At 70.1% G+C, this 22,758-nt stretch carries 24 protein-coding genes and 1 pseudogene; 11 read left to right on the plus strand and 14 right to left on the minus strand.

Annotated features, from left to right (window positions below):
• Positions 1–31: 31 nt before the first annotated feature.
• Entirely contained in the window at positions 32–2,632 is a 2,601-nt protein-coding gene (locus ACIQNU_RS20980) for a bifunctional FO biosynthesis protein CofGH (protein WP_401368402.1), read from the minus strand.
• Between the two features lie 123 nt (positions 2,633–2,755).
• On the opposite strand from ACIQNU_RS20980, the gene ACIQNU_RS20985 reads away from it, so the two are divergent.
• Both ACIQNU_RS20985 and ACIQNU_RS20990 read left to right on the plus strand, forming a co-directional pair.
• The gene (locus ACIQNU_RS20985) at positions 2,756–2,977 is read left to right on the plus strand and encodes a hypothetical protein (RefSeq protein ID WP_401368403.1); all 222 of its coding nucleotides are present in this window, start codon (positions 2,756–2,758) and stop codon (positions 2,975–2,977) included.
• A 127-nt stretch (positions 2,978–3,104) separates the two neighbouring features.
• Positions 3,105–3,896 (plus strand): SAM-dependent methyltransferase, encoded by a 792-nt coding sequence (locus ACIQNU_RS20990; RefSeq protein ID WP_401368406.1) that lies wholly within the window; start codon positions 3,105–3,107, stop codon positions 3,894–3,896.
• 142 nt (positions 3,897–4,038) lie between these two features.
• Here ACIQNU_RS20990 and ACIQNU_RS20995 read toward each other — a convergent pair whose 3' ends face one another.
• Both ACIQNU_RS20995 and ACIQNU_RS21000 read right to left on the minus strand, forming a co-directional pair.
• Positions 4,039–4,410, minus strand: coding sequence for a DUF6204 family protein (locus ACIQNU_RS20995; RefSeq protein WP_401368408.1), 372 nt, complete (start codon positions 4,408–4,410; stop codon positions 4,039–4,041).
• 49 nt (positions 4,411–4,459) lie between these two features.
• The gene (locus tag ACIQNU_RS21000; protein ID WP_401368409.1) at positions 4,460–5,308 is read right to left on the minus strand and encodes a TIGR03619 family F420-dependent LLM class oxidoreductase; all 849 of its coding nucleotides are present in this window, start codon (positions 5,306–5,308) and stop codon (positions 4,460–4,462) included.
• 190 nt (positions 5,309–5,498) lie between these two features.
• On the opposite strand from ACIQNU_RS21000, the gene ACIQNU_RS21005 reads away from it, so the two are divergent.
• Positions 5,499–7,028, plus strand: a complete 1,530-nt coding sequence (locus tag ACIQNU_RS21005; RefSeq protein WP_401368412.1) for a CehA/McbA family metallohydrolase — start codon at positions 5,499–5,501, stop codon at positions 7,026–7,028.
• A 184-nt stretch (positions 7,029–7,212) separates the two neighbouring features.
• The gene (locus ACIQNU_RS21010) at positions 7,213–7,575 is read left to right on the plus strand and encodes a hypothetical protein (protein ID WP_401368415.1); all 363 of its coding nucleotides are present in this window, start codon (positions 7,213–7,215) and stop codon (positions 7,573–7,575) included.
• Between the two features lie 166 nt (positions 7,576–7,741).
• Here the strand turns inward: ACIQNU_RS21010 and ACIQNU_RS21015 are convergent, their stop codons facing one another.
• From ACIQNU_RS21015 to ACIQNU_RS21035, 5 genes are all read right to left on the minus strand, one after another.
• Positions 7,742–9,217, minus strand: coding sequence for an aldehyde dehydrogenase family protein (locus ACIQNU_RS21015; protein WP_401368417.1), 1,476 nt, complete (start codon positions 9,215–9,217; stop codon positions 7,742–7,744).
• Entirely contained in the window at positions 9,214–10,956 is a 1,743-nt protein-coding gene (locus ACIQNU_RS21020; RefSeq protein ID WP_401368420.1) for an amidohydrolase family protein, read from the minus strand. The genes ACIQNU_RS21015 and ACIQNU_RS21020 overlap by 4 nt, the downstream gene beginning before the upstream one ends.
• A 17-nt stretch (positions 10,957–10,973) precedes the next feature.
• Positions 10,974–12,098, minus strand: coding sequence for an LLM class flavin-dependent oxidoreductase (locus tag ACIQNU_RS21025; RefSeq protein ID WP_401368423.1), 1,125 nt, complete (start codon positions 12,096–12,098; stop codon positions 10,974–10,976).
• A gap of 153 nt (positions 12,099–12,251) precedes the next feature.
• Positions 12,252–13,031, minus strand: coding sequence for an SDR family NAD(P)-dependent oxidoreductase (locus tag ACIQNU_RS21030; RefSeq protein ID WP_401368425.1), 780 nt, complete (start codon positions 13,029–13,031; stop codon positions 12,252–12,254).
• Between the two features lie 20 nt (positions 13,032–13,051).
• Complete coding sequence (locus tag ACIQNU_RS21035) at positions 13,052–13,957, minus strand: LLM class F420-dependent oxidoreductase (RefSeq protein ID WP_401368982.1); 906 nt, start codon at positions 13,955–13,957, stop codon at positions 13,052–13,054.
• A 296-nt stretch (positions 13,958–14,253) separates the two neighbouring features.
• Between ACIQNU_RS21035 and ACIQNU_RS21040 the strand changes: the two genes are divergently transcribed.
• The 3 genes from ACIQNU_RS21040 to ACIQNU_RS21050 are packed head-to-tail and all read left to right on the plus strand — an operon-like array spanning position 14,254 to position 15,798.
• Entirely contained in the window at positions 14,254–14,895 is a 642-nt protein-coding gene (locus ACIQNU_RS21040; RefSeq protein WP_401368428.1) for a hypothetical protein, read from the plus strand.
• Positions 14,895–15,311: a cupredoxin family copper-binding protein gene (locus ACIQNU_RS21045; protein WP_401368430.1), complete on the plus strand. Its 417-nt coding sequence runs from the start codon at positions 14,895–14,897 to the stop codon at positions 15,309–15,311. Before ACIQNU_RS21040 ends, ACIQNU_RS21045 begins: the two co-directional genes overlap by 1 nt.
• 16 nt (positions 15,312–15,327) lie before the next feature.
• A complete protein-coding gene (locus ACIQNU_RS21050; RefSeq protein WP_401368433.1) occupies positions 15,328–15,798 on the plus strand; it encodes a hypothetical protein in 471 nt (156 codons plus the stop codon).
• Here ACIQNU_RS21050 and ACIQNU_RS21055 read toward each other — a convergent pair.
• The 6 genes from ACIQNU_RS21055 to ACIQNU_RS21080 all read right to left on the minus strand — a co-directional run bounded on the left by ACIQNU_RS21055 (position 15,795) and on the right by ACIQNU_RS21080 (position 19,793).
• Positions 15,795–16,292, minus strand: coding sequence for a hypothetical protein (locus tag ACIQNU_RS21055; RefSeq protein WP_401368985.1), 498 nt, complete (start codon positions 16,290–16,292; stop codon positions 15,795–15,797). The genes ACIQNU_RS21050 and ACIQNU_RS21055 overlap by 4 nt on opposite strands.
• Before the next feature lie 53 nt (positions 16,293–16,345).
• Entirely contained in the window at positions 16,346–16,594 is a 249-nt protein-coding gene (locus ACIQNU_RS21060) for a helix-turn-helix transcriptional regulator (RefSeq protein ID WP_401368436.1), read from the minus strand.
• Positions 16,595–16,727: 133 nt separating this feature from the next.
• The gene (locus ACIQNU_RS21065) at positions 16,728–17,753 is read right to left on the minus strand and encodes a tetratricopeptide repeat protein (protein WP_401368438.1); all 1,026 of its coding nucleotides are present in this window, start codon (positions 17,751–17,753) and stop codon (positions 16,728–16,730) included.
• Positions 17,754–18,126: 373 nt separating this feature from the next.
• Positions 18,127–18,363 carry a hypothetical protein gene (locus ACIQNU_RS21070; RefSeq protein WP_401368440.1) on the minus strand — a complete coding sequence of 79 codons (237 nt, stop codon included), beginning with the start codon at positions 18,361–18,363 and terminating at the stop codon, positions 18,127–18,129.
• A gap of 405 nt (positions 18,364–18,768) precedes the next feature.
• Positions 18,769–19,542 (minus strand): hypothetical protein, encoded by a 774-nt coding sequence (locus ACIQNU_RS21075; protein ID WP_401368443.1) that lies wholly within the window; start codon positions 19,540–19,542, stop codon positions 18,769–18,771.
• The gene (locus ACIQNU_RS21080) at positions 19,539–19,793 is read right to left on the minus strand and encodes a hypothetical protein (protein WP_401368445.1); all 255 of its coding nucleotides are present in this window, start codon (positions 19,791–19,793) and stop codon (positions 19,539–19,541) included. The genes ACIQNU_RS21075 and ACIQNU_RS21080 overlap by 4 nt, the downstream gene beginning before the upstream one ends.
• Positions 19,794–20,246: 453 nt before the next feature.
• On the opposite strand from ACIQNU_RS21080, the gene ACIQNU_RS21085 reads away from it, so the two are divergent.
• The 4 genes and pseudogenes from ACIQNU_RS21085 (at position 20,247) to ACIQNU_RS21100 (ending at position 22,720) form a co-directional block, all read left to right on the plus strand.
• The gene (locus ACIQNU_RS21085; protein ID WP_401368447.1) at positions 20,247–20,567 is read left to right on the plus strand and encodes a putative quinol monooxygenase; all 321 of its coding nucleotides are present in this window, start codon (positions 20,247–20,249) and stop codon (positions 20,565–20,567) included.
• A gap of 32 nt (positions 20,568–20,599) precedes the next feature.
• The gene (locus tag ACIQNU_RS21090) at positions 20,600–21,802 is read left to right on the plus strand and encodes a helix-turn-helix domain-containing protein (protein ID WP_401368988.1); all 1,203 of its coding nucleotides are present in this window, start codon (positions 20,600–20,602) and stop codon (positions 21,800–21,802) included.
• Between the two features lie 315 nt (positions 21,803–22,117).
• Positions 22,118–22,243: pseudogene (locus tag ACIQNU_RS21095) on the plus strand (SDR family oxidoreductase); the annotation flags it as partial.
• 30 nt (positions 22,244–22,273) lie between these two features.
• Positions 22,274–22,720 carry an NUDIX domain-containing protein gene (locus ACIQNU_RS21100; RefSeq protein ID WP_401368449.1) on the plus strand — a complete coding sequence of 149 codons (447 nt, stop codon included), beginning with the start codon at positions 22,274–22,276 and terminating at the stop codon, positions 22,718–22,720.
• The last annotated feature ends 38 nt before the right edge of the window (positions 22,721–22,758 follow it).

Genomic DNA, 22,758 nt, shown 5'->3' on the forward strand with positions numbered 1-22,758 from the left:
TCCGTCCCTCCGTCCCCGGTGGTGTCCGCCGTCAGTCCCCCAACACCGGGAGCAGGCGCGGGAGATGGCCGTCCGACGCGGTCGCCGCGCGCTGCCGTTCCTCGGGGACCTCGCCGTACAGCGTGGTCCGGGGGCGGGCCGGGCGGCCTGCCGCGTCCGCGATGGCGATCAGGTCCTTGACCGAGCGGTACGAGCCGTAACTGGAGCCCGCCATCCGGGAGATGGTCTCCTCCATGAGGGTGCCGCCCAGGTCGTTCGCGCCGGAGCGCAGCATCTCCGCCGCGCCCTCGGTGCCGAGCTTGACCCAACTGGTCTGGATGTTGCGGATGTGCGGGTGCAGCAGGAGGCGGGCCATCGCGGTGACGGCGCGGTTGTCGCGGGTGGTGGGCCCGGGGCGGGCGATGCCCGCGAGGTACACGGGCGCGTTGGTGTGGATGAACGGGAGGGTCACGAACTCGGTGAAGCCCTCGACGCCCTTCGCGAGCGCCTTCTCCTGCATACCGGCGAGGGTGCGCAGATGGCCCAGCCAGTGGCGGGGCTGGTCGACATGGCCGTACATCATCGTGGACGAGGAGCGCAGGCCCAGTTCGTGGGCGGTCTCGATGACCTCGATCCAGGTGGCGGTGGGCAGTTTGCCCTTGGTGAGGATCCAGCGGACCTCGTCGTCCAGGATCTCCGCCGCCGTGCCCGGCATCGAGTCGAGGCCCGCCTCCTTCGCGGCGGTCAGCCAGTCGCGGATCGACATGCCGGTGCGGGTCGCGCCGTTGACGACCTCCATCGGCGAGAACGCGTGCACATGCATGCCCGGTACCCGCTTCTTCACGGCCCGCGCGATGTCGAAGTACGCGGTGCCCGGCAGGTCGGGGTGGATACCGCCCTGCATGCACACCTCGACCGCGCCGACGTCCCACGCCTGCGCGGCCCGGTCGGCGACCTGGTCGAGGGAGAGCGTGTAGGCGTCGGCGTCGGTGCGGCGCTGTGCGAACGCGCAGAACCGGCAGCCGGTGTAGCAGACGTTGGTGAAGTTGATGTTCCGCGTGACGATGTACGTGACGTCGTCGCCGACGACCGAGGCGCGCAGGTCGTCCGCGATGCCGCACAGCGCGTCCAGGGCGGGCCCGTCCGCGTGCAGCAGGGCCAGCGCCTCGTCGTCGGTGAGCTTCGTCGGGTCGTCGGCGGCGCGGCGCAGCGCGGTGCGGATGTCGCCGTCGATACGGGAGGGCACCATGCCGGGCGCCGCCTGTTCGCGCAGGGCCTCCCAGTCGCCGTACACCTCGTCGAAGTCGTCGCGCCGGTCCGCCGTACGGCCTTCGGTGTCGATGGTGCGGTGCAGGTCGGTGCGGCCCGATGAGGCGACGTACCCCTCGTCGGGCTCCTGCCAGGGCAGGCCGGACGGGATGGCGTCGGGGTCGGCGAGGCCGGTGTCGCCGTCGCTCAGCGCGCGGACGTGCGGCAGCAGGCGGGGGTCGAGCCAGGGTTCGCCGCGCTGGACGAACTCCGGGTACACGCAGAGCCGTTCGCGCAGCTGGAAGCCCTCGTCGGCGGAGCGGGCGGCGAGTTCGTCGATCTGGGGCCAGGGGCGCTCGGGGTTGACGTGGTCGGGGGTGAGCGGTGAGACGCCGCCCCAGTCGTCGATGCCTGCGCCGATCAGCCGTCCGTACTCGGCGTCGACCAGGTTGGGCGGGGCCTGGAGGCAGGCGGACGGGCCCATGATGTGCCGGGCCACGGCGACCGTCGCGATGAGGTCGTCGAGTTCGGCGTCCGGCATGCCGCGCATCGCCGTGTCCGGCTTGGCGCGGAAGTTCTGGATGATCAGCTCCTGGATGCCGTGGTAGGAGCGGGCGACGCGGCGCAGCGCGAACAGCGAGTCGGCGCGCTCCTCGTAGGTCTCGCCGATGCCGATGAGCAGGCCGCTGGTGAACGGCACCGAGGAGCGGCCCGCGTCCTCCAGGACCCGCAGCCGGACGGCCGGTTCCTTGTCGGGCGAGCCGTAGTGCGGGCCGCCCGGTTCGCTCCACAGCCGGACCGCCGTGGTCTCCAGCATCATCCCCATCGACGGGGCCACGGGCTTGAGCCGCTGGAAGTCCGTCCAGGTCATGACGCCCGGGTTGAGGTGGGGCAGCAGCCCGGTCTCCTCCAGGATGCGGATCGACATCGCGCGGACATACGCGATCGTGTCGTCGTACCCCTCCGCCTCCAGCCACGCGCGGGCCTCGGGCCAGCGGTCCTCCGGCTTGTCGCCGAGGGTGATCAGGGCTTCCTTGCAGCCGAGTTCGGCGCCGCGCCGGGCGATGTCCAGGACCTCGTCCGGGGACATGAACATGCCGTGGCCGGCGCGGCGCAGCTTGCCCGGCACGGTCACGAAGGTGCAGTAGTGGCACTTGTCGCGGCAGAGCCGGGTGAGCGGGATGAACACGCTCTTGGAGTACGTGATGATCCCGGGGCGGCCCGCCGCCTCCAGACCCGCGTCCCGTACCCGCGCCGCCGACGCGGTGAGGTCGCTCAGATCGTCGCCGCGCGCCTGGAGCAGCACGGCGGCCTCGGTGACGTCGAGCGCGACGCCGTCCCGGGCACGGCGCAGGGCACGGCGCATGGCGTTGGCGGTGGGGCTGTCAGTCATGGTCCCGAGCATACGAGCGGGGACCGACAGCGTCTGCCCTGGGCGGATCTCGGCCGGGCGGGTAGGGTTGTAGCACGTGTTGTGTCAGTTCGCGTGCCGGAGGCGGTGGCCGCCCGGCGGGACGGGGGTCCGACGATGATCGCGCTGGGAGTACTGCTCGGGGGCATGGCGGCGGTGGCGGTCGTCCTGATCGTCATCATCATGCGGCGGGGCAACAGGCGTACGGAGAACGCGGACGGGCTGCTGCTCGAACAGCGGCGCCGCGAGCAGGCGTGGCACGACCGCCAGGTCTTCAATTCCCGCTCCGTGCACAATGCTCCGCCGAACATGAGCGACTCGTACCGCAACCACCCCTGACTCCGACCACACCGCGCCTGTTTCGGACCGGAGTTGCCCACTTGTGCGGCTGGTGTACGCGTACCGTGTGGGAAAGCATGGGCGTGCCCCGTACGGGCTGTGCGGGTGCGGAGGCGAGGAGAGCGCGATGGACGCGGAGCAGGCACCGGTGGACAAGATCGACACGAGCACGCCGCACTCGGCGCGGATGTGGAACTACTGGCTGGGCGGCAAGGACAACTACGAGGTCGACCGGCAGCTCGGCGCGCACATGGAGGAGATGTTCCCGCAGATCATCACCATCGCCCGCGCGTCCCGGAAGTTCCAGGCGCGGGCGGTGCGGTACGTGGCCGAGACGGCGGGGATCAGACAGTTCCTCGACCTCGGCACCGGGTTGCCGACGGCGAACTCGACGCACGAGGTCGCGCAGGCGGTCGCCCCCGAGTCGCGGATCGTCTACGTCGACAACGACCCGATCGTGCTGGCGCACGCCCGCGCTCTGCTTGTCAGCACTCGGGAGGGGGCCACGGCCTATGTGCCGTCGGACCTGACCGACGCGGCGACGGTGTTGCCGTTGGCCGCGAAGACGCTTGACCTGGCGAAGCCGGTCGCGTTGATGCTGCTCTCCACGCTCGGGCATGTCACGGACGACGACCAGGCCCGTGCGCTGTTGCGCAGCTACCTGGACGCCTTCCCGGCCGGCAGTTGTCTCATCACCTGCGACACGATTGAGACGCCGGAGACTCGGGCGGCGTCTGATGAGTACGAGGACGGGGGCGCGCTGCCTTATAAGTCTCGGCCGGCCGAGACGCTTCGCTCCTTTGCGGAGGGGCTGGAGATGGTTGAGCCCGGGTTCGGGTCGATTGATCTGTGGCATCCGGAGGAGCCGTTCACCGGGACGCCGGTGGATCAGTGGGGGTATGTCGCTTTTAAGAGGTGACTGGATTATTGGGGGGGGTGGGGGGAGCTGCGGGTCCGCTGGGGCTGGTTGCGCAGTTCCCCGCGCCCCTAAAAGCTGCGGGGCTGGGGTAGTCGGAACGCTGCGGGTGCGCTGTGGCTGGTCGCGCAGTTCCCCGCGCCCCTTAAGAGGTGCGTCCCTGGGTGCGGGCCGCCGCTGCCCGGCGTTGTCTCTTCCCCAGAGGGGCCTGGGACAGGTCCTCGCCCTGCGATCTCAGGTTCTTGTAGCCGTAGCCCCCGGCGTTCAGCCAGGCCTTCGCTGCCGTTTCCGCTCGTTCCTCCGCCTCCAGGATGTCCTCCTCCGCTTCTCCCGTGTCCTTGAAGCGGAACGTGAAGGCGTCTCGGGCTTTGATGTCGTACGTGAGATGGCCCTCCGTAGTGAAGGCTGCTTTGAGGACGTCGTGGTCCTCTGCCCTCGTCAGTAGGGCCGAGCGTTGTTGCTCGGTCAGGCCTTCGAAGACGCCACGCACCGTTACCCGGAATACTCGGTTGCTCATCTCGCGACCATAAGGAGAGAGTCGCCCTCGGCTCCACCTGATTTCCGGGCTACACGTACCGCGCGTATTCGTCCAGGACCGTCAGGACCTCCTTCTCCCCCGCCGGAGGCAACTGCACGACCACCTCCTCGATGCCCAGGTCCGCGTAGTGGGTGAGCTTTCCCGGGGTGGGGAGGATGGCGTGCGGGACGATCTGGAGGGTGTCGGGGGTGCGGCCCGCCTCCTGCCAGGCGGTGCGCAGGACCGGGAGGGATTCCGTCAGGCCGCGGCCTCCGATCGGCATCCAGCCGTCCGCGTAGGCGCTGATGTGCGCGAAGAGTTTCGGGCCCGCCGCGCCGCCGACGAGGGTGCGGGGGCCGGTGAGCGGGCCCCGGGGGCGTTGGACCGGTTTCGGGTAGGCGTGGCTGGCGCGGACCGAGATGCCGAACTCGCCTTCGTACGCGGTGGGTTCGGTGGACCACAGGGCGCGCATCAGGGCCATGCGGTCGCGGGTGAGGTCGCGGCGGGTGCGCCAGTCGACGTTGTGGTCGGCGGCCTCCTCGACGTTCCAGCCGAAGCCGATGCCCAGCGTGAACCGGCCGCCGGAGACATGGTCGAGGGTCGCGATCTGCTTGGCCAGGGCGATCGGGTCGTGCTGGGCGACCAGGGTGATGCCGGTGCCGAGGGTGAGGTGGTCGGTGACCGCCGCGGCCTGGGCGAGGGCCACGAAGGGGTCGAAGGTGCGGCAGTACTCGGGGGGCAGGTCGCCGCCCGCCGGGTACGGAGTCGTCCGTTCCACCGGGATGTGCGTGTGCTCGGGCAGATACAGGCCCGCGTAGCCACGCTCCTCCAACTCCCGCGCCAGCCGTACGGGGGTGATCGTCTCGTCGGTCAGGAACATCGTGGTCGAGATCCGCATCGGCGCGCTCCGGGGGTGTGGGTCAGCGAGGCGCCCTCTTCCTACACGCACGGCCGACAGAAGACCATCCGCTTGTCCACCTGTCGATCCCCTTCCCTTGCTCGGGAGTTCACGGGTCAATACCAGAGTTGCGTGGCATCACCCGTGTCACACCCGACCCAGGTCACACCCGACCCCCAGGGGGCATTCCATGTGTGAGGACGACACCACGATCGGCAGGCGCACTCTGTTCGTGACGGGCGCCGCCGCCGCGCTTACGTTGGGAAGCGTGAGTTTCGCGAGCGGTGCCGAGAATCCCGGCGCGGCAGACAGAGAGCCGGGCGGCAAGGAGACGAAGACGGTCCGGGGCACCCTGCCGACCGGTTCGCCGGACTTCGTGTACCTGCCCGTCGAGGTCCCGCGCGGGGTGCGTGAGATCCATGTCGCGTACACCTACGAGCGGGTGACCGTCCCCGCCGGCACCGCGGGCAACGCCCTCGACATCGGCATCTTCGACGAACGCGGCACCGACCTCGGCGGCCAGGGCTTCCGCGGCTGGTCCGGCGGCGCCCGCACCGAGTTCTTCCTCCGCGCCGACGACGCGACCCCCGGCTACCTCCCGGGTCCGGTCCGCGCGGGCACCTGGCACATCGCGCTCGGCCCGTACACGGTCGCGCCGCAGGGCCTCCCGTACGAGGTCACGATCACGCTGACGTACGGGGAGCCGGGCCGGACGCCGAAGCCGGTGTATCCGCCGGAGCGGGCCCGGGGGCGCGGGCGCGCCTGGTACCGGGGCGACTGCCATCTGCACTCGTGGTACTCCGACGGCAAGCGGACGCCCGCCGAGATCGCCGCGCTCGCGCGCGCCGCCGGGCTCGACTTCATCAACACGTCCGAGCACAACACGCAGTCGGCGCACGCCCATTGGGCCGATCAGGCGGGCGACGACCTGCTGATCATGCTGGGTGAGGAGGTCACCACGCGCAACGGGCATGTGGTGGCGCTCGGCACCGAGCCCGGCACCTTCATCGACTGGCGCTACCGCGCGCGGGACAACCGGTTCGGGCACTACGCCCGGAAGATCCGCTCGGCGGGCGGTCTGGTCGTGCCCGCGCACCCGCACGCCACCTGCATCGGCTGCAACTGGAAGTTCGGCTTCGGCGAGGCCGACGCGGTCGAGGTGTGGAACGGCCCCTGGACGCCCGAGGACGAGGTGTCCCTCGCGGACTGGGACAACACCCTGGTCGCCGGGGTACGGCAGGGCCGCCGTGACTGGATTCCGGCGATGGGCAACAGCGACGCGCACCGCGACCCGGACCGGATCGGCCTGCCGCAGACGGTGGTGCTCGCCGACGACCTGACGCGCACGGCGATCCAGGACGGCATCCGCGCGGGCCGCAGCTATGTCGCCGAGTCGTCCGAGGTGACGGTCGCGTTCTCGGCGAGCGGCGGGCGCGGCAAGTACGCGGGCATCGGTGAGCGGCTGCGGGTCGACGCGGACACCCCCGTGACGGTACGGGCCGAGGTCGCCGGAGTGCCCGGGTGCACGCTCCTGTTCGTCACCGATCAGGGCACCTTGTTCAGTACGGCGGTGCCGCAGTCCGGCTCGGTCACCGCCGAGTGGCGCACGACGCCCGCGTACGCCGCGTACGTCCGCGCCGAGGTCCGGCGGGCACCCGTGACGACCGGGTTCCCGGGCCCGCTGGCGGCGTTCACGAACCCGGTGTTCCTGGGCACCTGACCGCACCCCTGTTCCGGAACCGTCCCGTCCTGTCACAGGCACGTCACCAAGGCGTTCGCACCCGCACAGGTGATCTATTCGGATGGCATGATCACGTCTCAACGGGGGCGCGTGGCCAGTAACTCCGTTCGTAACCGGCCCGCTTCCCGGGGGAATTGGCATCCATCGCAATGGAGAACATCGCATGAAGCTGAAGCTGGCGGCGAGCGCCATCGCCACCGTCGCCCTGGTGGGCACCGCGCTGACGGGCGGGGTCGCCGTGGCGGCCACGCCCACCGCGGCCCCGGCAGCCGCCGCCGCGCACAACTGCGGCAACAACATCTCCAATGTCACGGCCAAGGAGAACGTGAAGATCCGTACGACGAAGAAGGTGAACGGCACCGCGCTGGGCCTGTGGCTCAAGGCGGGCCGGGGCGACCTGTGCGACGACGGCAAGGCGACGGTGGGCGAGAAGTACACGCTGTGCGGCAAGACCAGCGACAAGTGGTACTGGGGTTACCACCGTGGCGTCGAGGGATACGTGCCGGCGACCTGTATCAACTGGTGACCCCGGCGGCCTGACCCACCCGGAGCCCGCCGTTCCGGCTCGGCGAGCGGCGGGGTCCGGGGGGTCTGTTGTGAAAAGTGGCCAGATCTCCATGACCTACCGGAGATCTGGCCACTTTTGAAAACAGGGTCCCCCTCCCGGCGCCGGCCGGCGTCAGGTCCTGGCCTCAGCCCGGCCAGATCACCGACTGGATTTCGCTGTACGCGTGCAGGGCGTAGGAGCCGACGTCTCGGCCCACGCCGCTCTTCTTGAAGCCGCCGAACGGTGCCTCCATGTTGCGGCCGACCGTGTTGACGCCGACCCCGCCCGCCCGCAGCCGGCGGGCGGTGCGGAAGGCGCGGGCCACGTCGCCGGACCAGACGTAGTCGATGAGGCCGTAGTCGGAGTCGTTGGCGAGGGCTACGGCCTCCTCCTCGTCCGTGAAGGGGACGACGGCCACGACCGGGCCGAAGATCTCCTCGCGGACCACCCGCATGTCGGCCCTGCAGTCCGCGAGGAGGGTCGGGGCGACATAGGAGCCCCGGCCCCCCGCGACGGCGGGGCGTTCGCCGCCGGTGACCAGGCGGGCGCCTTCCTTGCGGCCGAGGTCGACGTACGACTCGACGCGGTCGCGGTGGGCCGCCGAGATCACCGGGCCCACGACCGTGCCGGGTTCCCGGGGGTCGCCGACCGGCAGGGCCCGCGCATAGGCGGCGAGCGCGGCCACCAGCCGGTCGTGGAGGCCGCGTTGGACGAGGACGCGGGTCGGCGCGGTACAGATCTGGCCGCTGTAGAAGGAGAAGGTGGTGCCGATGCCCGCGACCGCCGCTTCGAGGTCCGCGTCGTCGAAGACGACGGCCGCGCCCTTGCCGCCCAACTCCATGAGCTGGCGTTTCATGTCCCGGCCGCAGACCTCGGCGATCCGCTGCCCGACCACCGTCGAGCCGGTGAAGCTGACCATGTCGACGTCCGGGGAGTCCACCGCCGCCTCGCCCACGCCGACAGCACGGCCCGAGACGACGTTCACCACGCCCGGCGGCGCCCCGGCCTCCGCGAGCGCGGCGGCCATCCGGTACACGGACAGCGGGTCCTGCGGCGCCGGTTTCACGACGACCGTGTTGCCCATGGCGAGGGCGGGCGCGACCTTGCCCGCCGGGTTCGCCCAGGGGTTGTTGTAGGACGTGATGCAGCTCACCACGCCGACCGGCTGCCGGATCGCCAGCGCGCCAAGGACGCCCGCCTTCCCCATCGGTCCCGCCTCGTTGATCTGCGGCGGCAGCGGCGTCTCGACCGGCTCCAGGGCGCCCTTCGCATACCGCCGGAAACGGGCCACGGCGACCCCGACCTGCATCCCGCGCGCCGTACCGACCGGCGCCCCGCTCTCCGCGCTCGCGAGATCCGCGTACGGCACGAGCCCGGCCCGCATCAGGTCGGCCGCCCGGTCCAGGATCGCCGCCCGCTGCTCCGGCCGGGTACGGGACCAGGCGTCGAAGGCGTCCCGGGCCGCCGCCGTGGCCTCGTACACCTGCGCGCGGCTCGCCTCGGGTGCGAGGCCGACGACCTCCTCGGTCGCCGGGTCGGTCACCTCGTAGTGACCGGCATCGGGCGCCGTCCACTCGCCGCCTATGAACAACTGTCCCTCGGGGAGGACTTCGCGGGTCACCTGGTACTCACCGTCCGGGTGTCACGGCCGGAGCGCAGGACGGTGCCGGGGGTCGCGCCGGAGACCTGGTCACCGCGAATGGCCTCGACGCCGTTGACCCACACGGCGGTGATCCCGATCGCCTTCGAGTCGAGGCGGGGGCTGTCACCGGGCAGGTCGTGGACGAGGGTCGCCTTGCCCGCGTCGATCCGGGCGGGGTCGAAGAGGACGAGGTCGGCGTGGAAGCCCTCGGCGATCCGGCCGCGTTCGCGCAGCCCGAAGAGGCGCGCCGGGTCGTCCGTGAGCATCTTCACCGCCTGTTCGAGACCGACCAGCTTCCGGCCGCGCAGACAGTCCCCGAGGAAGCGGGTCGTGTACGGGGCGCCGCACATGCGGTCCAGATGGGCGCCCGCGTCGGACCCGCCGAGCATGACGTCCTCGTGCGCCCAGGTCTCCTGGCGCAGCGCCCAGGAGTCGGGGTCGTTGTCGGGCGGCATCGGCCACAGCACCGTACGGAGGTCGTCCTCGGCGCAGATCTCGACCAGGCAGTGGAAGGGGTCCAGGCCGCGTTCGGCGGCGATGTCCGACACGACCCGGCCGGTGAGACCCGAGTTGGCGGCGCTGTACGTGTCGCCGATGACGTACCGGCCGAAGTCGGCGAGGCGGCGGAAGACGCCCGCCTCCTTGCTGTCGGCGCGGCGCAGCATCTCGGCGCGCACGTCGGCGTCCCGGAGCTTCGCGATGCGTTCGGGCACCGGGAGGCCGAGGACGTCGCCCCAGCCGGGGATGAGGTTGAGGGCGCAGAAGGTGCCCAGGGACATGTTCATCGGGGTGAGGATCGGCATGGTGAGGGCGACGATCCGGCCTCCGGCGGCGCGGGCCCGCGCACTGGGGATCAGTTGGCGCGGGACGCGTTCGGGGACGGCCGCGTCGATGGTGAGGACGTTCCAGTTGAGGGGGCGCCCGGCCGCCGCGCTCATGTTCACGAACAGGTCGATCTCGTCGTCGTCGAACTGGTCGAGGCAGCCCGCAACGATCGCTTCCAACTGCGTGCCCTCGTGCTCGCCGACGGCGCGCGACAGGGCGAGGAGTTCGGAGGGGAGGGCATGCCGGGAGGCGACCGGTTTCCCGTCGCCGTCGGAGTGCGTGGACGACTGCGTGGTGGAAAGCCCCCAGGCCCCGGCGTCCATGGCCTCGTGGAACAGCCGCACCATGGCGTCGAGCTGCGCGGGTGTCGGCTGTCCGCCCACCGCGTCGGCGCCCATGACATGCCGTCGCAGCGCGCAGTGCCCCACCATGAACCCGGCGTTGACCGCGATCCGGCCGTCCAGGGCGTCCAGGTACTCGCCGAAGGTGTGCCAGGTCCAGGGCGCGCCCTCTTCCAGGGCGACCAGCGACATGCCCTCGACCTTGGACATCATCCGCCGCGTGTAGTCGGCGTCCTCGGGCCGGTCGGGGTGGAGCGGCGCGAGCGTGAAGCCGCAGTTGCCGCCCGCGACCGTCGTGACGCCGTGGTTGAGCGACGGCGTGGCGTACGGGTCCCAGAAGAGCTGGGCGTCGTAGTGGGTGTGCGGGTCGACGAAGCCGGGGGCGAGGACGAGCCCGGCGGCGTCCTCACTCGTCCTCGACTCCTCGGTGAGCGTGCCGGGCGGCGCGGAGATCACCGCGATCCGCCCGTCCCGGATGCCGACGTCGGCGGTGTACGAGGGCGTGCCCGTGCCGTCCACGACGGTCACGCCCCTGATCAGGTGGTCGAGCATGGCGGCGCCCTCCGTTCTCAGTCGCCCGCGCTCTGGCGGAACCGTGTCGTGCGGTGCACCGGGTCCGTGTCGATCTTCGGGATGACGTGCTCCCCGATGAGGCGTATCGACTGGAGGGTGTCCTCGCGGGATATCCCGATGGGAATGCCGAAGCTGAGCTGATCGGCGCCCGCCGCCTCCCAGCGCTTGCACTGCTGCGTCACCTCGTCCGGGTCGCCGCAGATCAGCAGCTCCTCGGCGATGAGGAGTTCGATGATCTCCTCGTTGAACTCGGGCAGCGTCTCGGGCCACACGGGGAAGCCCTCGGGGCGCGGGAAGGTGTCGTGGTAGCGGAAGACGAGGGACTGGAGGTAGTTGAGCCCGCCGCCCGCCGCGATCCGGACGGCCTCCGAGTGGGTGGGCGCGCAGATGGCGGTCGAGGTGACCATGACGTTGTCGTTGACGTAGTCCCCGATGGGTTCGGCCTGCCCGATGTTCCCCTTGTACTGGTCGAGGACCCACTGCATGTCGGAGACCTTCTGCACACTGAAGCCGAGGACGCCGAGCCCCTTGCGGGCGGCCATGGCGTACGAGGGCGGGGAGCCGGCCGCGTACCACATGGCGGGGTGCGACTTGCCGTACGGCTTGGGGAAGATCTTGCGCGGCGGCAGCGACCAGTGCTTGCCCTGGAACCCGACGTACTCCTCCTGGAGCCACATCTTCGGGAACTCGGCGATGGTCTCTTCCCAGATCTCCTTGGTGTAGTTCATGTCGGTGACACCGGGGATGAAGCCCAGGATCTCGTGGCTTCCGGCGCCGCGCCCTGAGCCGAACTCGTGGCGGCCCTCGCTGAGATGGTCGAGCATGGCGACCTTCTCGGCGACCTTCACCGGGTGGTTGACCTGGGCGAGCGGGTTGAAGATGCCGGAGCCCAGGTGGATGCGGTCGGTGGCGTGTGCGAGGTAGCCGAGGAAGACGTCGTTGGCGGAGAGGTGCGAGTACTCCTCCAGGAAGTGGTGCTCGGACGCCCAGGCGTACTTGAAGCCGGACTTGTCCGCCTGGATGACGTACTCGGTCTCCTCCATCAGCGCCTTGTGCTCGGCCAAGGGGTCGGTCTCGGCCCGCTTGCCCACGTATCCCTGTACAAAGAGCCCGAATTCCAAGGAGGTTCACCGTCCCTGATTAGTGTCCGACGCCCGCCAGTCCGCTGTTTCTGACGAACCGTCAGATCTGTTGCTGTGACTGTTCCATCGCCCGCGTGGACCGTCAATAGCTGACGATGTGTCAGCCATATGCACATGCGGTCGGACAAGGGGTCAGAGGGCGCTCACCCCGGCCAGCCACCCCCCGTCGATCACGAACGGCTGCCCGGTGATGTACGAGGAGTCCTCGTCCGACGTCAGGAAGAGCACCAGCCGCGCCACCTCCTCCGGCCTGCCCACCCGCCCCAGCGGCACCAGCTTGCGATACAGCCCGTCCATGGCCGCCGCGCTCGCCTCCGGGTCCGCGCCCGGGTCGAGCTGCGCCGGATTGGTCATCGCGGTGTCGATCGCACCGGGACACACGGCGTTGACGCGGATGTTCTTGGCGGCCAGCTCCAGCGCGGCGACCCGCGTGAGCCCGACGACGGCATGTTTGGTGGCGGTGTACGCACCCACGTACGCCATGCCGGTGAGCCCCGTGTAGGAGGCGGTGTTGACGATGGAGCCGCCCCCGGCCGCCGCGATCTCGGGGGCCACCGTCCTGATCCCGAGGAAGGCCCCGACCTGGTTGACCTGCACGATCTGCTGGAACTCGGCCAGCGGCGTGTGGACGAGTTCGTTGAAGCGGAGGATGCCCGCGTTGTTGACGAGCCCGTCCACCTTCCCGTACGTGCGCTTCGCGGCGGTGACGGCGGCGCGCCAGTCGTCCTCGCTGCTCACGTCGAGGTGGACGTAGTGGGCGCCGATCTCCTTGGCCAGCGCCTCGCCCTGCTCGTCCAGGACGTCGCCGATGACGACCTCGGCCCCCTCCGCGACGAACAGCCGTGCCTCCTGCTCACCCTGCCCGCGCGCCGCACCGCTGACGATGACGACCCGCCCGTCGAGCTTGCCCATGGTGCCTCCCTGTTCGAGTCCTACGCGAGATGGGGGGCGACGTCGGCCGCGAACGCCGCCATCTGGTCGGTGAGTTCGGCGCGGCTCCGGGAGCGGAACCGGACCTGTAGCTGATGGACGCCCATCGCGCCGTACGCGCGCAACGAGTCGGCGAGGGCGTCGGGGCTGCCGGTGAGGGTGCGGCGCCCGACGTGCCAGCCGGGCTCGCCGATGTACAGCGGTTCGGTGAGGGCGCCGAAGGTGAAGGGCGCGGCGAGTCCGGCCTCCGCGCGCAGCGCCTTGATCCGGGCGAGCCGCGCGGGCATCTCCTCGCGCGGATCGCCCTGCGGCAGCCAGCCGTCGCCCTTGAGCGCGGCGCGGCGCACGGCGGCGGGCGAGGAGCCGCCGACCCAGACGGGGACCCGCTCCTGGGCGGGCCTTGGCCGCTGCCCGAGCCCGGCGAAGGCGAACCGCTCCCCCTTGAACTCGGGGTACTCCTCCGGCCCGAGCGCCGCCTTCAGGGCGTCGATCGTCTCGTCCAGGAGGGGCCCGCGCCGCGCGAAGTCGACGCCCAGCGCCTCGAACTCCTCCGGTACGTGACCCGCCCCGACGCCGAGGATCAGCCGGCCGCCGGAGAGGTGGTCGAGGGTCGCGTACTGCTTGGCCGTGGCGAGCGGGTGGCGCAGCCCGACGACGGCGACATGGCTCATGAGCAGCACGCGCTCGGTGACGCCCGCGAGGAAGGAGAGGGTGGCGACCGGGTCGTACCAGATGGTCGACATGGCGTCGGCGAGGCGGCGCGGGATGGCGACGTGGTCGCAGCTCGCGAGGTAGTGGAAGCCGGTGCGGTCGGCGGTACGGGCGATTTCGACCAGGTCGTCGACGGTGGCGTCCGCTTCCCAGGGTTCGGTGTAGAGGGTGCTCTGGGACTGGATCGGGAGCTGCATTCCGTAGGCGGGGGGTATCGGGGTGGGCACGGCGGTGCGCCTCCTCGTCAGATGTGACGTTCCGTCATGTGGGGGGGTCCCATCGTGATACCTGACGGTGCATCAGACAAGGGGGCGGAGAGCCCCCGTAGCGCTCCCGTACGGCCCCTGACGCACCGTCGGCTCTAGCCCGTCCGGGTCTCAGGCTGACCCGGACGGTCCCTCTCTGGTGGCCCTTCTCCCGGACCTGCCGTGTAGTGGGGCGCGTGCGGCCCGGAACGGGCCGTCGCCGGACAACCGGACCAGGAGTCCCGAAAATGAGTCAGACAGCCCGGGGGAACAAGAGCGGGAACAAGGGCGGGAACAAGGGCCTGCGCGTGGCCGGAGTGGTGGCCGCCGCCGTGGTGGTGGCCGCGCTGGTGGGCGGCTGCTCCAGCGGCGGCGGCTCGTCGGCGTCCTCGAACGCGCCGACCACGAGGGCGAGTGCGAGCGCCCCGACCGCCACCGCGTCCACGTCGCCGTCGTCGGCGCCGAGCGCGGCGGGCGGCGAGTCCCAGGTGACGACCGCGACCGGGCCGCTGGGGACGTACCTGGTCGACGGCCAGGGCCGCACCCTCTACCTCTTCGAGGGGGACAAGTCGTCGAAGTCGTCGTGCTACGGGAACTGCGCCAAGTCATGGCCACCGGCGGAGGCGGGGGCCGATGGGCCGAGCGGGGCGGGCGGCGTCAGGAGCGACCTCCTCGGCACGTCCGACCGGGACGACGGCACCGCGCAGATCACGTACAACGGCCACCCGCTGTACCGCTTCTCCGGGGATCTGCGGGCCGGGACGACGGCGGGCGAGGGATCGACGGCGTTCGGCGCCTCGTGGTACATGGTCGACGTGACCGGCAAGAAGATCGAGGGCGGTCCGACGTCGAGCCCGAGCGGGAGCACGACGGGTACGGGCGGCTACTGATGCCGGGGCTCCCTCGCCGCCGGATGGGCGCGCTGCGCGCGGCTTCGGCGGTGTTGCTGCTGCTGACGCTGGCGGCGTGTTCGAACGGCGGCGGGGGAGGTACGGCGCCCTCGGGGTCGGCATCTGGGTCGCCCTCGGCATCGGCATCGGGGACCGGTGGGGCGGCGGTGATCGTGATCAAGAACTTCACGTTCGAACCGGCGGAGCTGACGGTGGCTCCGGGCACCAAGGTCACGGTCAGGAACGAGGACTCGGTGACCCACACGCTGACGGCGACGGGCGGTGCGAAGCCGTTCGACACGGGGGACATCGCGGCGGGCGCCTCGGGCACCTTCACGGCTCCGTCGACGGCGGGCGGTTTCCCGTACATCTGCACGATCCACCCCTTCATGAAGGGGACGCTCACGGTCCGCTGAGCCATCCGGAGGAAGCATGTCGCCACCACCCGCCGTACCCGCCCCCCGCTCCCACCGGAAGCCGCGCCGCCGCGTCCACCGCGTCCACGCCCTCGCCCGCGTGCTGGCGGCGGCAGGCCTCGCGGTGGACGCGTACTTCCACGCCCATCTGGCGCCGCGGTACGACGCCGTCAGCGCGACGATCAGCCAGGGCGACCTGTTCCGTATCGAGGCGGGTCTCGCGGCGCTCGCGGCCCTGCTGGTCCTGGTCTGGCGCCGGCTGCCGGCCGATGTGTTCGCCTGGCTGGTGGCGGCGGGCGGCCTGGCCCTCCTCCTGATCTACCGCTATATGGACCTGGGCGCGTTCGGCCCGTTCCCGAACATGTACGAGCCGTCCTGGTACACGGACAAGTGGGTGACGGCGGTGGCGATGGCGGTGGCGGTGGTGGCGACGACATGGCTGCTCGTGGCCAGGGGCCGCAGACCCAGGACGCCAGAGGTGATCTAGGCCGTGCCCGGCCCTGGCTCCGGTCCCTCCACGGGTTCATCGCGGACCGCGAGCCCGGCCACCCACAGGGGCATCAGCCAGTGGGCGACGAAGACGGCGGCGATTACCGGGACGAGGAGGGTGCCGGCCGCGACCCGGCCGGTCAGGTCGGACGCGGCGACGCCGATGACCGCGCAGCCCAGCAGACAGGTGGTCAGGCGGTGCGCCCGCGCGTGGACCCGGTCCCGCTCGGCCAGTTGGCGTTCGTCCAGGACGTGAGTCCGCAGTTCGAGGAGGCCGCGGGTGGCGGCGTTGATGACGCCGGTGGCGACGCACCAGGGCAGGATCAGGGCGAGCAGGGTGTAGGCGAGCCACGGTTGCCCGCCCGCGTACATGCCGATGCCGGTCGCCACGGCTGCCGCGGTGAGGGTGATGTGGACCGCGACGGCGGTACGGCGGCGGGCGGCCGTCGCGTACAGCGGGGCGCCTTCGCGGTTGTTCATGAGGCGGAACATGCGCTCGTCGTAGCGCGTACGCCGGTTTCGTGGGGGTGTGTCCGTGGTACTGCTCACTGCTTCTTCCTCCCGTACACCTCGTCGGTGAGCGAGCGGAACGGCCGCAGGGAGAACAGGGCCTCCACCGGCAGCTCGAAGAACTCGGCGATGCGCAGGGCGAGATCGAGGCTGGGGTTGTACTGCCCGCGCTCGATGTACCCGATGGTCTGGTAATGCGCCCCGACGGCCTCGGCCAACACCTGCCGCGAAACGCCCCGCTCGGCACGCACCATCGCCAGTCTATTGTGGACTTGCTCGCTCATGTATAAGAAGTACTACACAAGAGAGCAGATACACAACGCAGATGCACAACATGTGAAGCTTCCAGTCGCGGAGTCATGTCCTACGCCAGGGCCGGTCGATCTTCGGATGGTGCCGGAGTGATCGGCCAAAGGATCAGCCTGAGATGCGCGCTGCCTGCTCGCGGAGTTCCTGGGCCTCCGGAACTTTGGTGTACCGACGCGGGCGGACGCGCAGGTCCCGGAGGGCGGCCTGGACCCTTACGGAGCGGATGCCGTCGGCGCAGTCGAGGAAGTCGCGCCAGGTGGCCATGGCGCCATCGACGTCGCCTTGGCGGAGGCGGACGCCGCCGAGGTCGGCAAGGACGATGGCGCGGGTGCGGCGGCGGTCGAGGCCGTGGATGTCGAGGGCGAGGTGGAGGTGTTCCTCGGCGGCGTCGAGGTCGCCGAGGCGGGAGAGGATCATGCCGGATTCGTGGGCCCAGCGTCCGGGAGAGTAGTGGGCCGCCCAGGAGTCGCCGGGCGCGGCGGCCGGCTTGCCGATGGCGGTCTCGGACAGGGCGAGGTGTTTGGTGGCCGTGCGACGGTCGTCGTCCTGGGCGGCGGCGTTGGCGAGGGTGGCTTCGCAGTAGGCGACGGCGCGAGGGTTGTCGAGGTGGCGGCCGTAGTCGACGCAGGCTTCGCCGAGTTGGACGGCTTCGGCCCGGTGGCCGAGGTCTGCACACTGCACGGCGAGGCCGCGGAGAGCCGTCGCCGACAGCTCCGGATCGTCGGCCTCGGCGGCCAGGCGGAAGGAGTGCGCGTAGTAGCGCTGGGCGAGTCCGCGCAGTTCGGGGGTGTCGCCCTCTTCCTGGGCCATCCAGCCGGCGAGGTGAACAAGCTGGGAGGTGGCGGCGAACAGGTCACGGCCGGTGGCTTCGGTGAAGCGGCCCTCCAACCAGGGGGCGACATCCTGGGTGAGGTAACGGACGGCCAGGTGGCGTGCGTGCCCGCCACCGAGTTCGGAGGCGGAGTCCCCGAGGGCCTTGACCATGTGGCGTACGGCAGTCACCTCGCCCTGGCCGACGCGGACGGCACCGGGAAGGGCGGACTTGGTCCGGCGGGTGATGCTGTCCGTGTCGGGCCGGCCGAGTGCGGACAGCGCGTATCCGCAGGAGGCGAGGATGAACTCCCGGCGTTCCACGTCGCTCCTTCCCAGGTGCAGGACTGATGCCACGGTATCGGCGTGGAGTGCCGCGGGCATGGGCTCCGGGAGGTGCGCACGGACTCGCACGATCGCTCAGCGCCGAGGACATTTCGTGGGCCGACGGCCCCGGTTGGACACGCCGGCCTCGGGCTGCCCTCCCTGTCCGGGACAGGACTCCGTCTCACTCGCCGCAGACCGTCCACGGAGCCTCGCCGCCGTACCAGCTCTCCGCATCCCCAGTGACCGGCCACGCACATCGGCATCAGCCAGTGCGTGACGAACACGGCGGCGAGTACCGGAGGTCGAGCAAGTAAGCCCCCGCCGGCGGCTGTGCGCCTCTGACGGGGGCCTTGTCCTTGCCGGAGGGTGATCAGGCGGCGTTGTCCGGCGGGGTACGGCCCCGGTCGTGATCCAGCGTGGGATCAGTCGCGGAGTCGTACTCACCGGTCCCGCCGCAGTGCTTGCACTGCGCGGAGCGAACCGCTGTGTAGGCGGGCCCGTCGAACGGGCTCGCGCCCGGCACGTAGGCCAGCGGCTTGTTGATCGTCCCCGCCCCGTCGCACCAGCGACACATCTTGGAGTTCGATTCAGGCGCCGGTGTGTACATGCTGGTTTCTCCCGTCACTGTGACTGGCCCTGCACCATCCCGTTGCCGCTGCAACCTACACACGTCTCGGGGACGGAAATCGAGTTCCCGTACTCGTCAGCCTTCACCTGAACGATCACGCCTTGTCCGCCGCAGGACTGGCAGACCCGCATACCCGACGGGTCTTCACTCATACCGTAGACCTCCCTATCGGTGGTACATGGATGGATGCCTGATCGTCACCGCCCAGGAGCGCAGGTATCGACCGGGGTGATGCCCGGCATGCCGGGCGGTCATAAAGCCGACGCCCTCGCACTCGATCGCTGCGGCGCAAGATGCCGTGGCTGCCGTGCGGGCTGGATGTGGCGTAGCAGCGAGGGAGGAGTTGTCGCCTGAAATTCTGGGCGTCCAGGGGCAGTTTGTGGTTCATTGCTCTGGCCTCCGGTGGCCTGGAGGGGCGGGGTCGGGGTCGTCGGCCAGGGCCCAGGAGTGGGGGTGGGGGTGGTCGAGGTAGAGGGTGCAGGCGTCGGCGTCGGGCCCGCCGGGGGTTTCGCACCAGGGAAGCGACTCGAACCGGATGGTTCCGCCGGTGGTCCAGCGGGCCCAGAGGGCGTGGCTGGGGTTGTGGTCCCAGTCCCATACGTGGTCGGCGTGTTGGCCGGGGTGTCCGTGGGCGAGTTCGCAGTGGGTGTGGGTGGGGGTGAGGGCAAGGTCGTTGCCGAGGACGCGGCCTTGTCCGGCGAGGATGGCGAAGAGGAGGGGGGCGGGGGGTACGGGGGTGGTGGCTTGGCATTCGCGCATGGCGGGTCCTGGTGGGGAGTGGGGTGGGCGGACGCTGAGGGTGTACGCGCAGTCGGTGTCCGGGATGAGGATGAGGAGGGGGTGGCCGGCCTTGATACGGAGGCGCGCGGCTTGTTGGCGGGCGGGGTTGTGGGCCCAGACGCGGAGTTGGGTGGGGCTGTCGGGCTGGGGTGCCGTGTGCTGGCGCATGACGGGTCGCACCCAGGGTGAGCGGGTGGGGTCGGGGTCGAGGCGGTCCGCGATACGGAGGGCCTGGCTGCGGAGCCAGCGGACGGCGAGTATCGGGGAGATGGTGTCGTGGGTGCCGAGGATGTGGTGGGCGGTACGGGCGGTGCCGTAGACGAGCCCTTCGGCGTGCACCTCGCACCGGTAACTGGGCTGTTGGGGAGGACAGTTCATACGGGCCCCTGGTGCCACATCACCCAGGGACGCTCGATGACTTCGGCGAAGCTGGTGTGCTCGGGGTGGTCGCGGAGGTGAGCGAACGCCCAGGTCAGGGGGTCGGTGGGGTCGGTACTCGTAGGCGACTTCGCGTCGCACTCGGTGTCGTCGTCGGTGAGGGTGAGGCAGCGGAAGGCGTACGTGAGGGGCGGGGCGTCATCGTCAAGATCCGGCCGTAATAGCCAGCGGATGTAGCCGTAGGTGGTCACAGGTACTCACCCCGACTCCGCGCGTTCGCACGGGCGGTTTCGGCGCGTAATCGCTGTTCGGGGGTGGCTGGTCGTGCGTCGGCGGGGTCAACGGTCCATTCAGTACCGCCCGTTACGGGCCGCAAGGACCAAAGCTCCCCGGACGTACCGCAGAAGACCCCGACCATGCCCCTGTCCGCGTCCGCAATCACGGACCCGTATGCGGGTAGCGCCTTGTATGCGGTGGTGGCCTCAGGGTGCGGCGCTCCCCCGTCATCCTCGGAGGTGGTGAGCTGGTCGACGGGAATCTGACGCACGAGTGCATCTCTTTCGCGTAGCAGGAGGCCACCTCGATCACGCTAGGTAGCAGCTTGGCTACGAACGTACTCACAGAGTTTCTGCGAGTCGAGAGAATCTGTTACTCGCAGTGCTACTGGATTCTTGAGAGAGTGGCTGTGACTGAGAGGAGCTCACATGAGCGAGGGATTCGGGCTGGTCGTGCGCTTCACGTTGCGCGACGTCCAGGCGGCGGCGGCCTTTGATGCCCTGTGTGCAAGGACCTTGGAAGGGATCAAGTCGTCTGAGCCGGGCACGCTGGCGTACGTCACGCACATACCGGAAGGCGAGCCACTGGTTCGGCTGTTCTACGAGCTCTATGCCGACCGCGGCGCCTTCGACACGCACGAGTCGCAACCGCACACCAAGCACTTCCTTGCCGAGCGGGAGCAGTACCTTGCCGCTGTCGAGGTGACGTTCCTCGATGCGATCAGCGGGAAGGTAGCGACGCGGAAGTGAGTCCCGAAGAGCGGCACATATTTGGCGGGCGAGTGGCCGGCCTGCGTAAAGAGCGCGGCATGACCCAAAGTGAACTTGCCGCAGCGATCGGCCGCACAGCAAGTTGGCTGTCCCAGGTGGAGCGCGGGATCCAACCGGTCAACCGGCTCGATGTACTGCGCCTGCTCGCTGACGGTCTTGGTGTGCCGCTCCAGGTCTTGCAGCCCGATGCGCCGGCGGCTGCCGAAGCGGAACCGGCCGCCGAGGCTGAAGCCAACGACCTTGACCAGGCCCGGCTTGTGCTGTCGGGGCACTCGGCTCTCGATGTCGTCCTGAGTCCACGCGAGGACTTCCGGCCCAGCACCATGAAGGATTTGCGGGTCGCAGCCGAACGCATCTGGGATCTGACCCATACAGATCAGTTCGCCGAACTGAGCGCGTCACTGGGCCCGTTGGTTCCTCGACTGGAGCGGGCAGCTCGGACTGCGCCGGAGGAGCACCGGGCGGAGCTCCACTCGCTACTGTCCCGGACGTACCAGGCCCTTGCCGCAGCGTTCGTCCGACAGAACGAGGCGGATGCCGCATGGGTCGCTGCGGACCGGGCGATCCGCGAAGCGGAGCTGTCGGGTGAACCGCTCGGAGTCTTCGCCAGTACCTACCGATTGGCGCATGCTTTCGTGCGTCTGAACCACCTCGACCAGGCCGAACATGTCGCCGCTACGGCGATCAAGGCCCTTCAGCGGCACATCGAGCAGGGCGACGCGACACCCCAGCAGCTCTCCGTTCTCGGGTCGCTTCACCTGATGCTGGCTCTGGTCCATGCACGATCCGGCGAACGGGCAGCGGCCAAACAGCAGATCAGCGACGCTCGGACCGTGGCCGCGCAGCTCGGCGAGGACCGCAACGACTTCAACCTGGAGTTCGGGCCGACCAACGTCGAGATTCAAGCGGTGTCGACGGCAGTGGATCTCGGTGACGCAGGCGAAGCACTCGATATCGGCAAAGGGCTCGACTCGGGCGCGCTGTCCGTCGAACGACGCGCCCGGCTCCTGATGGACTTGGGCCGAGCCCACGCGCAAAGACGCCGCTTCGGAGATGCGCTGGAGTGTCTACTTCGGGCCGAGAAATTGGCACCCGAGATGATCCGCACCCACATCGCGTCACGTTCCGTAGTCCGAGACCTCATGCTGGTTGCCGGCCGCGCGGCATCCGAAGAACTGCGTGCCCTTGCCGGACGCACGGATGCCATGGGCTGAGGCGCGGCAGAACTTTCCGGCTCACCTTGGCCGACTCGACCTCCCCGCCCGCGTCGACGGCATCGCCGAGGCACACGGCGTGCGCGTCCTGGATTATCTGACCAGCGGGGGGTCGGTCGCCGCCTCGCCCTCGATCTGATCCTCGGACGCAGCCAAGGCCCATGAGGCGGCCCGGCCCTTGGCGCGTCCGAAGACGCCCTGGGCCTGTCGACGGCCTCGGAAGGGAAGCCCCGCAGCAGAGACTGCATGGTCATCGTCGTCAGGACATGGCGGCCGAGCTGGACGTCGCCGCCCGCGCGGGCCAGGCGGAGGGCCCAATGCGTCCCGCGCCGTGGTCGGCCCGAGGACGTCGCGGCCCTGGTGGCGTTTCTCGTGGGCCCTTCCGCCTCGTTCATCACGGGGCAGTCGGTCCACGTCGACGGCGGCTGGCTGCTGCACTGAGACCTTCAACAAGCAAGGAGACGAACCGAAATGATCGAACGAGTCCGCGCCGTACTCGTCACCGCAGACGACACGATGCTGGTAATCCGGCGCACCAGGCCCGGCATCCCCGAGTACTGGGTCCTGCCCGGCGGCGGCGTAGAACCCGGCGACGAGTCCCGAGAGGCTGCCCTGCACAGGGAGATCCATGAGGAGATCGCGGGGAAGGCCGACATCGTCCGCCCCCTCCACACGATGGAGTCCGACGCCGAGCGCCAGTTCTTCTACCTGGCCCGCATCGCGACCTGGTCCTTCGAGGACCGCACAGGCCCCGAGTTCAGCGCCGAAGGCCGCGGCGAGTACGCGCTGGAGGAGATCCCGCTGACCATGGAGGGGCTCGACGGCATCGATCTCAAGCCCGAGGAGATCGCCCACGTCCTACGGGGAGCCATCCGTGCCGAAAGCCTCGGAGTCGAGACATCGCAGCCAGGGAGCTGATGAGCGGGGTGACCTGACGCGTGAAGTTCTGGGCGCTC

Origin of the sequence: Streptomyces sp. NPDC091292 (genome assembly GCF_044757265.1) — a bacterium.
Classification (GTDB): domain Bacteria; phylum Actinomycetota; class Actinomycetes; order Streptomycetales; family Streptomycetaceae; genus Streptomyces.

Excerpts from the sequence above, each read along its gene's own strand:
- ACIQNU_RS21035 (WP_401368982.1), bottom strand. The coding sequence starts at position 13,957 with ATGCAGCTCCCGATCCAGTCCCAGAGCACCCTCTACACCGAACCCTGG.
- ACIQNU_RS20980 (WP_401368402.1), bottom strand. The coding sequence starts at position 2,632 with ATGCTCGGGACCATGACTGACAGCCCCACCGCCAACGCCATGCGCCGT.
- ACIQNU_RS21075 (WP_401368443.1), bottom strand. The coding sequence starts at position 19,542 with ATGAACTGTCCTCCCCAACAGCCCAGTTACCGGTGCGAGGTGCACGCC.
- ACIQNU_RS20985 (WP_401368403.1), top strand. The coding sequence starts at position 2,756 with ATGATCGCGCTGGGAGTACTGCTCGGGGGCATGGCGGCGGTGGCGGTC.
- ACIQNU_RS21050 (WP_401368433.1), top strand. The coding sequence starts at position 15,328 with ATGTCGCCACCACCCGCCGTACCCGCCCCCCGCTCCCACCGGAAGCCG.
- ACIQNU_RS21040 (WP_401368428.1), top strand. The coding sequence starts at position 14,254 with ATGAGTCAGACAGCCCGGGGGAACAAGAGCGGGAACAAGGGCGGGAAC.
- ACIQNU_RS21070 (WP_401368440.1), bottom strand. The coding sequence starts at position 18,363 with ATGTACACACCGGCGCCTGAATCGAACTCCAAGATGTGTCGCTGGTGC.
- ACIQNU_RS21020 (WP_401368420.1), bottom strand. The coding sequence starts at position 10,956 with ATGCTCGACCACCTGATCAGGGGCGTGACCGTCGTGGACGGCACGGGC.
- ACIQNU_RS21100 (WP_401368449.1), top strand. The coding sequence starts at position 22,274 with ATGATCGAACGAGTCCGCGCCGTACTCGTCACCGCAGACGACACGATG.
- ACIQNU_RS21055 (WP_401368985.1), bottom strand. The coding sequence starts at position 16,292 with ATGTTCCGCCTCATGAACAACCGCGAAGGCGCCCCGCTGTACGCGACG.
- ACIQNU_RS21030 (WP_401368425.1), bottom strand. The coding sequence starts at position 13,031 with ATGGGCAAGCTCGACGGGCGGGTCGTCATCGTCAGCGGTGCGGCGCGC.
- ACIQNU_RS21060 (WP_401368436.1), bottom strand. The coding sequence starts at position 16,594 with ATGAGCGAGCAAGTCCACAATAGACTGGCGATGGTGCGTGCCGAGCGG.
- ACIQNU_RS21010 (WP_401368415.1), top strand. The coding sequence starts at position 7,213 with ATGAAGCTGAAGCTGGCGGCGAGCGCCATCGCCACCGTCGCCCTGGTG.
- ACIQNU_RS21085 (WP_401368447.1), top strand. The coding sequence starts at position 20,247 with ATGAGCGAGGGATTCGGGCTGGTCGTGCGCTTCACGTTGCGCGACGTC.
- ACIQNU_RS21045 (WP_401368430.1), top strand. The coding sequence starts at position 14,895 with ATGCCGGGGCTCCCTCGCCGCCGGATGGGCGCGCTGCGCGCGGCTTCG.
- ACIQNU_RS20995 (WP_401368408.1), bottom strand. The coding sequence starts at position 4,410 with ATGAGCAACCGAGTATTCCGGGTAACGGTGCGTGGCGTCTTCGAAGGC.
- ACIQNU_RS21005 (WP_401368412.1), top strand. The coding sequence starts at position 5,499 with ATGTGTGAGGACGACACCACGATCGGCAGGCGCACTCTGTTCGTGACG.
- ACIQNU_RS20990 (WP_401368406.1), top strand. The coding sequence starts at position 3,105 with ATGGACGCGGAGCAGGCACCGGTGGACAAGATCGACACGAGCACGCCG.
- ACIQNU_RS21000 (WP_401368409.1), bottom strand. The coding sequence starts at position 5,308 with ATGCGGATCTCGACCACGATGTTCCTGACCGACGAGACGATCACCCCC.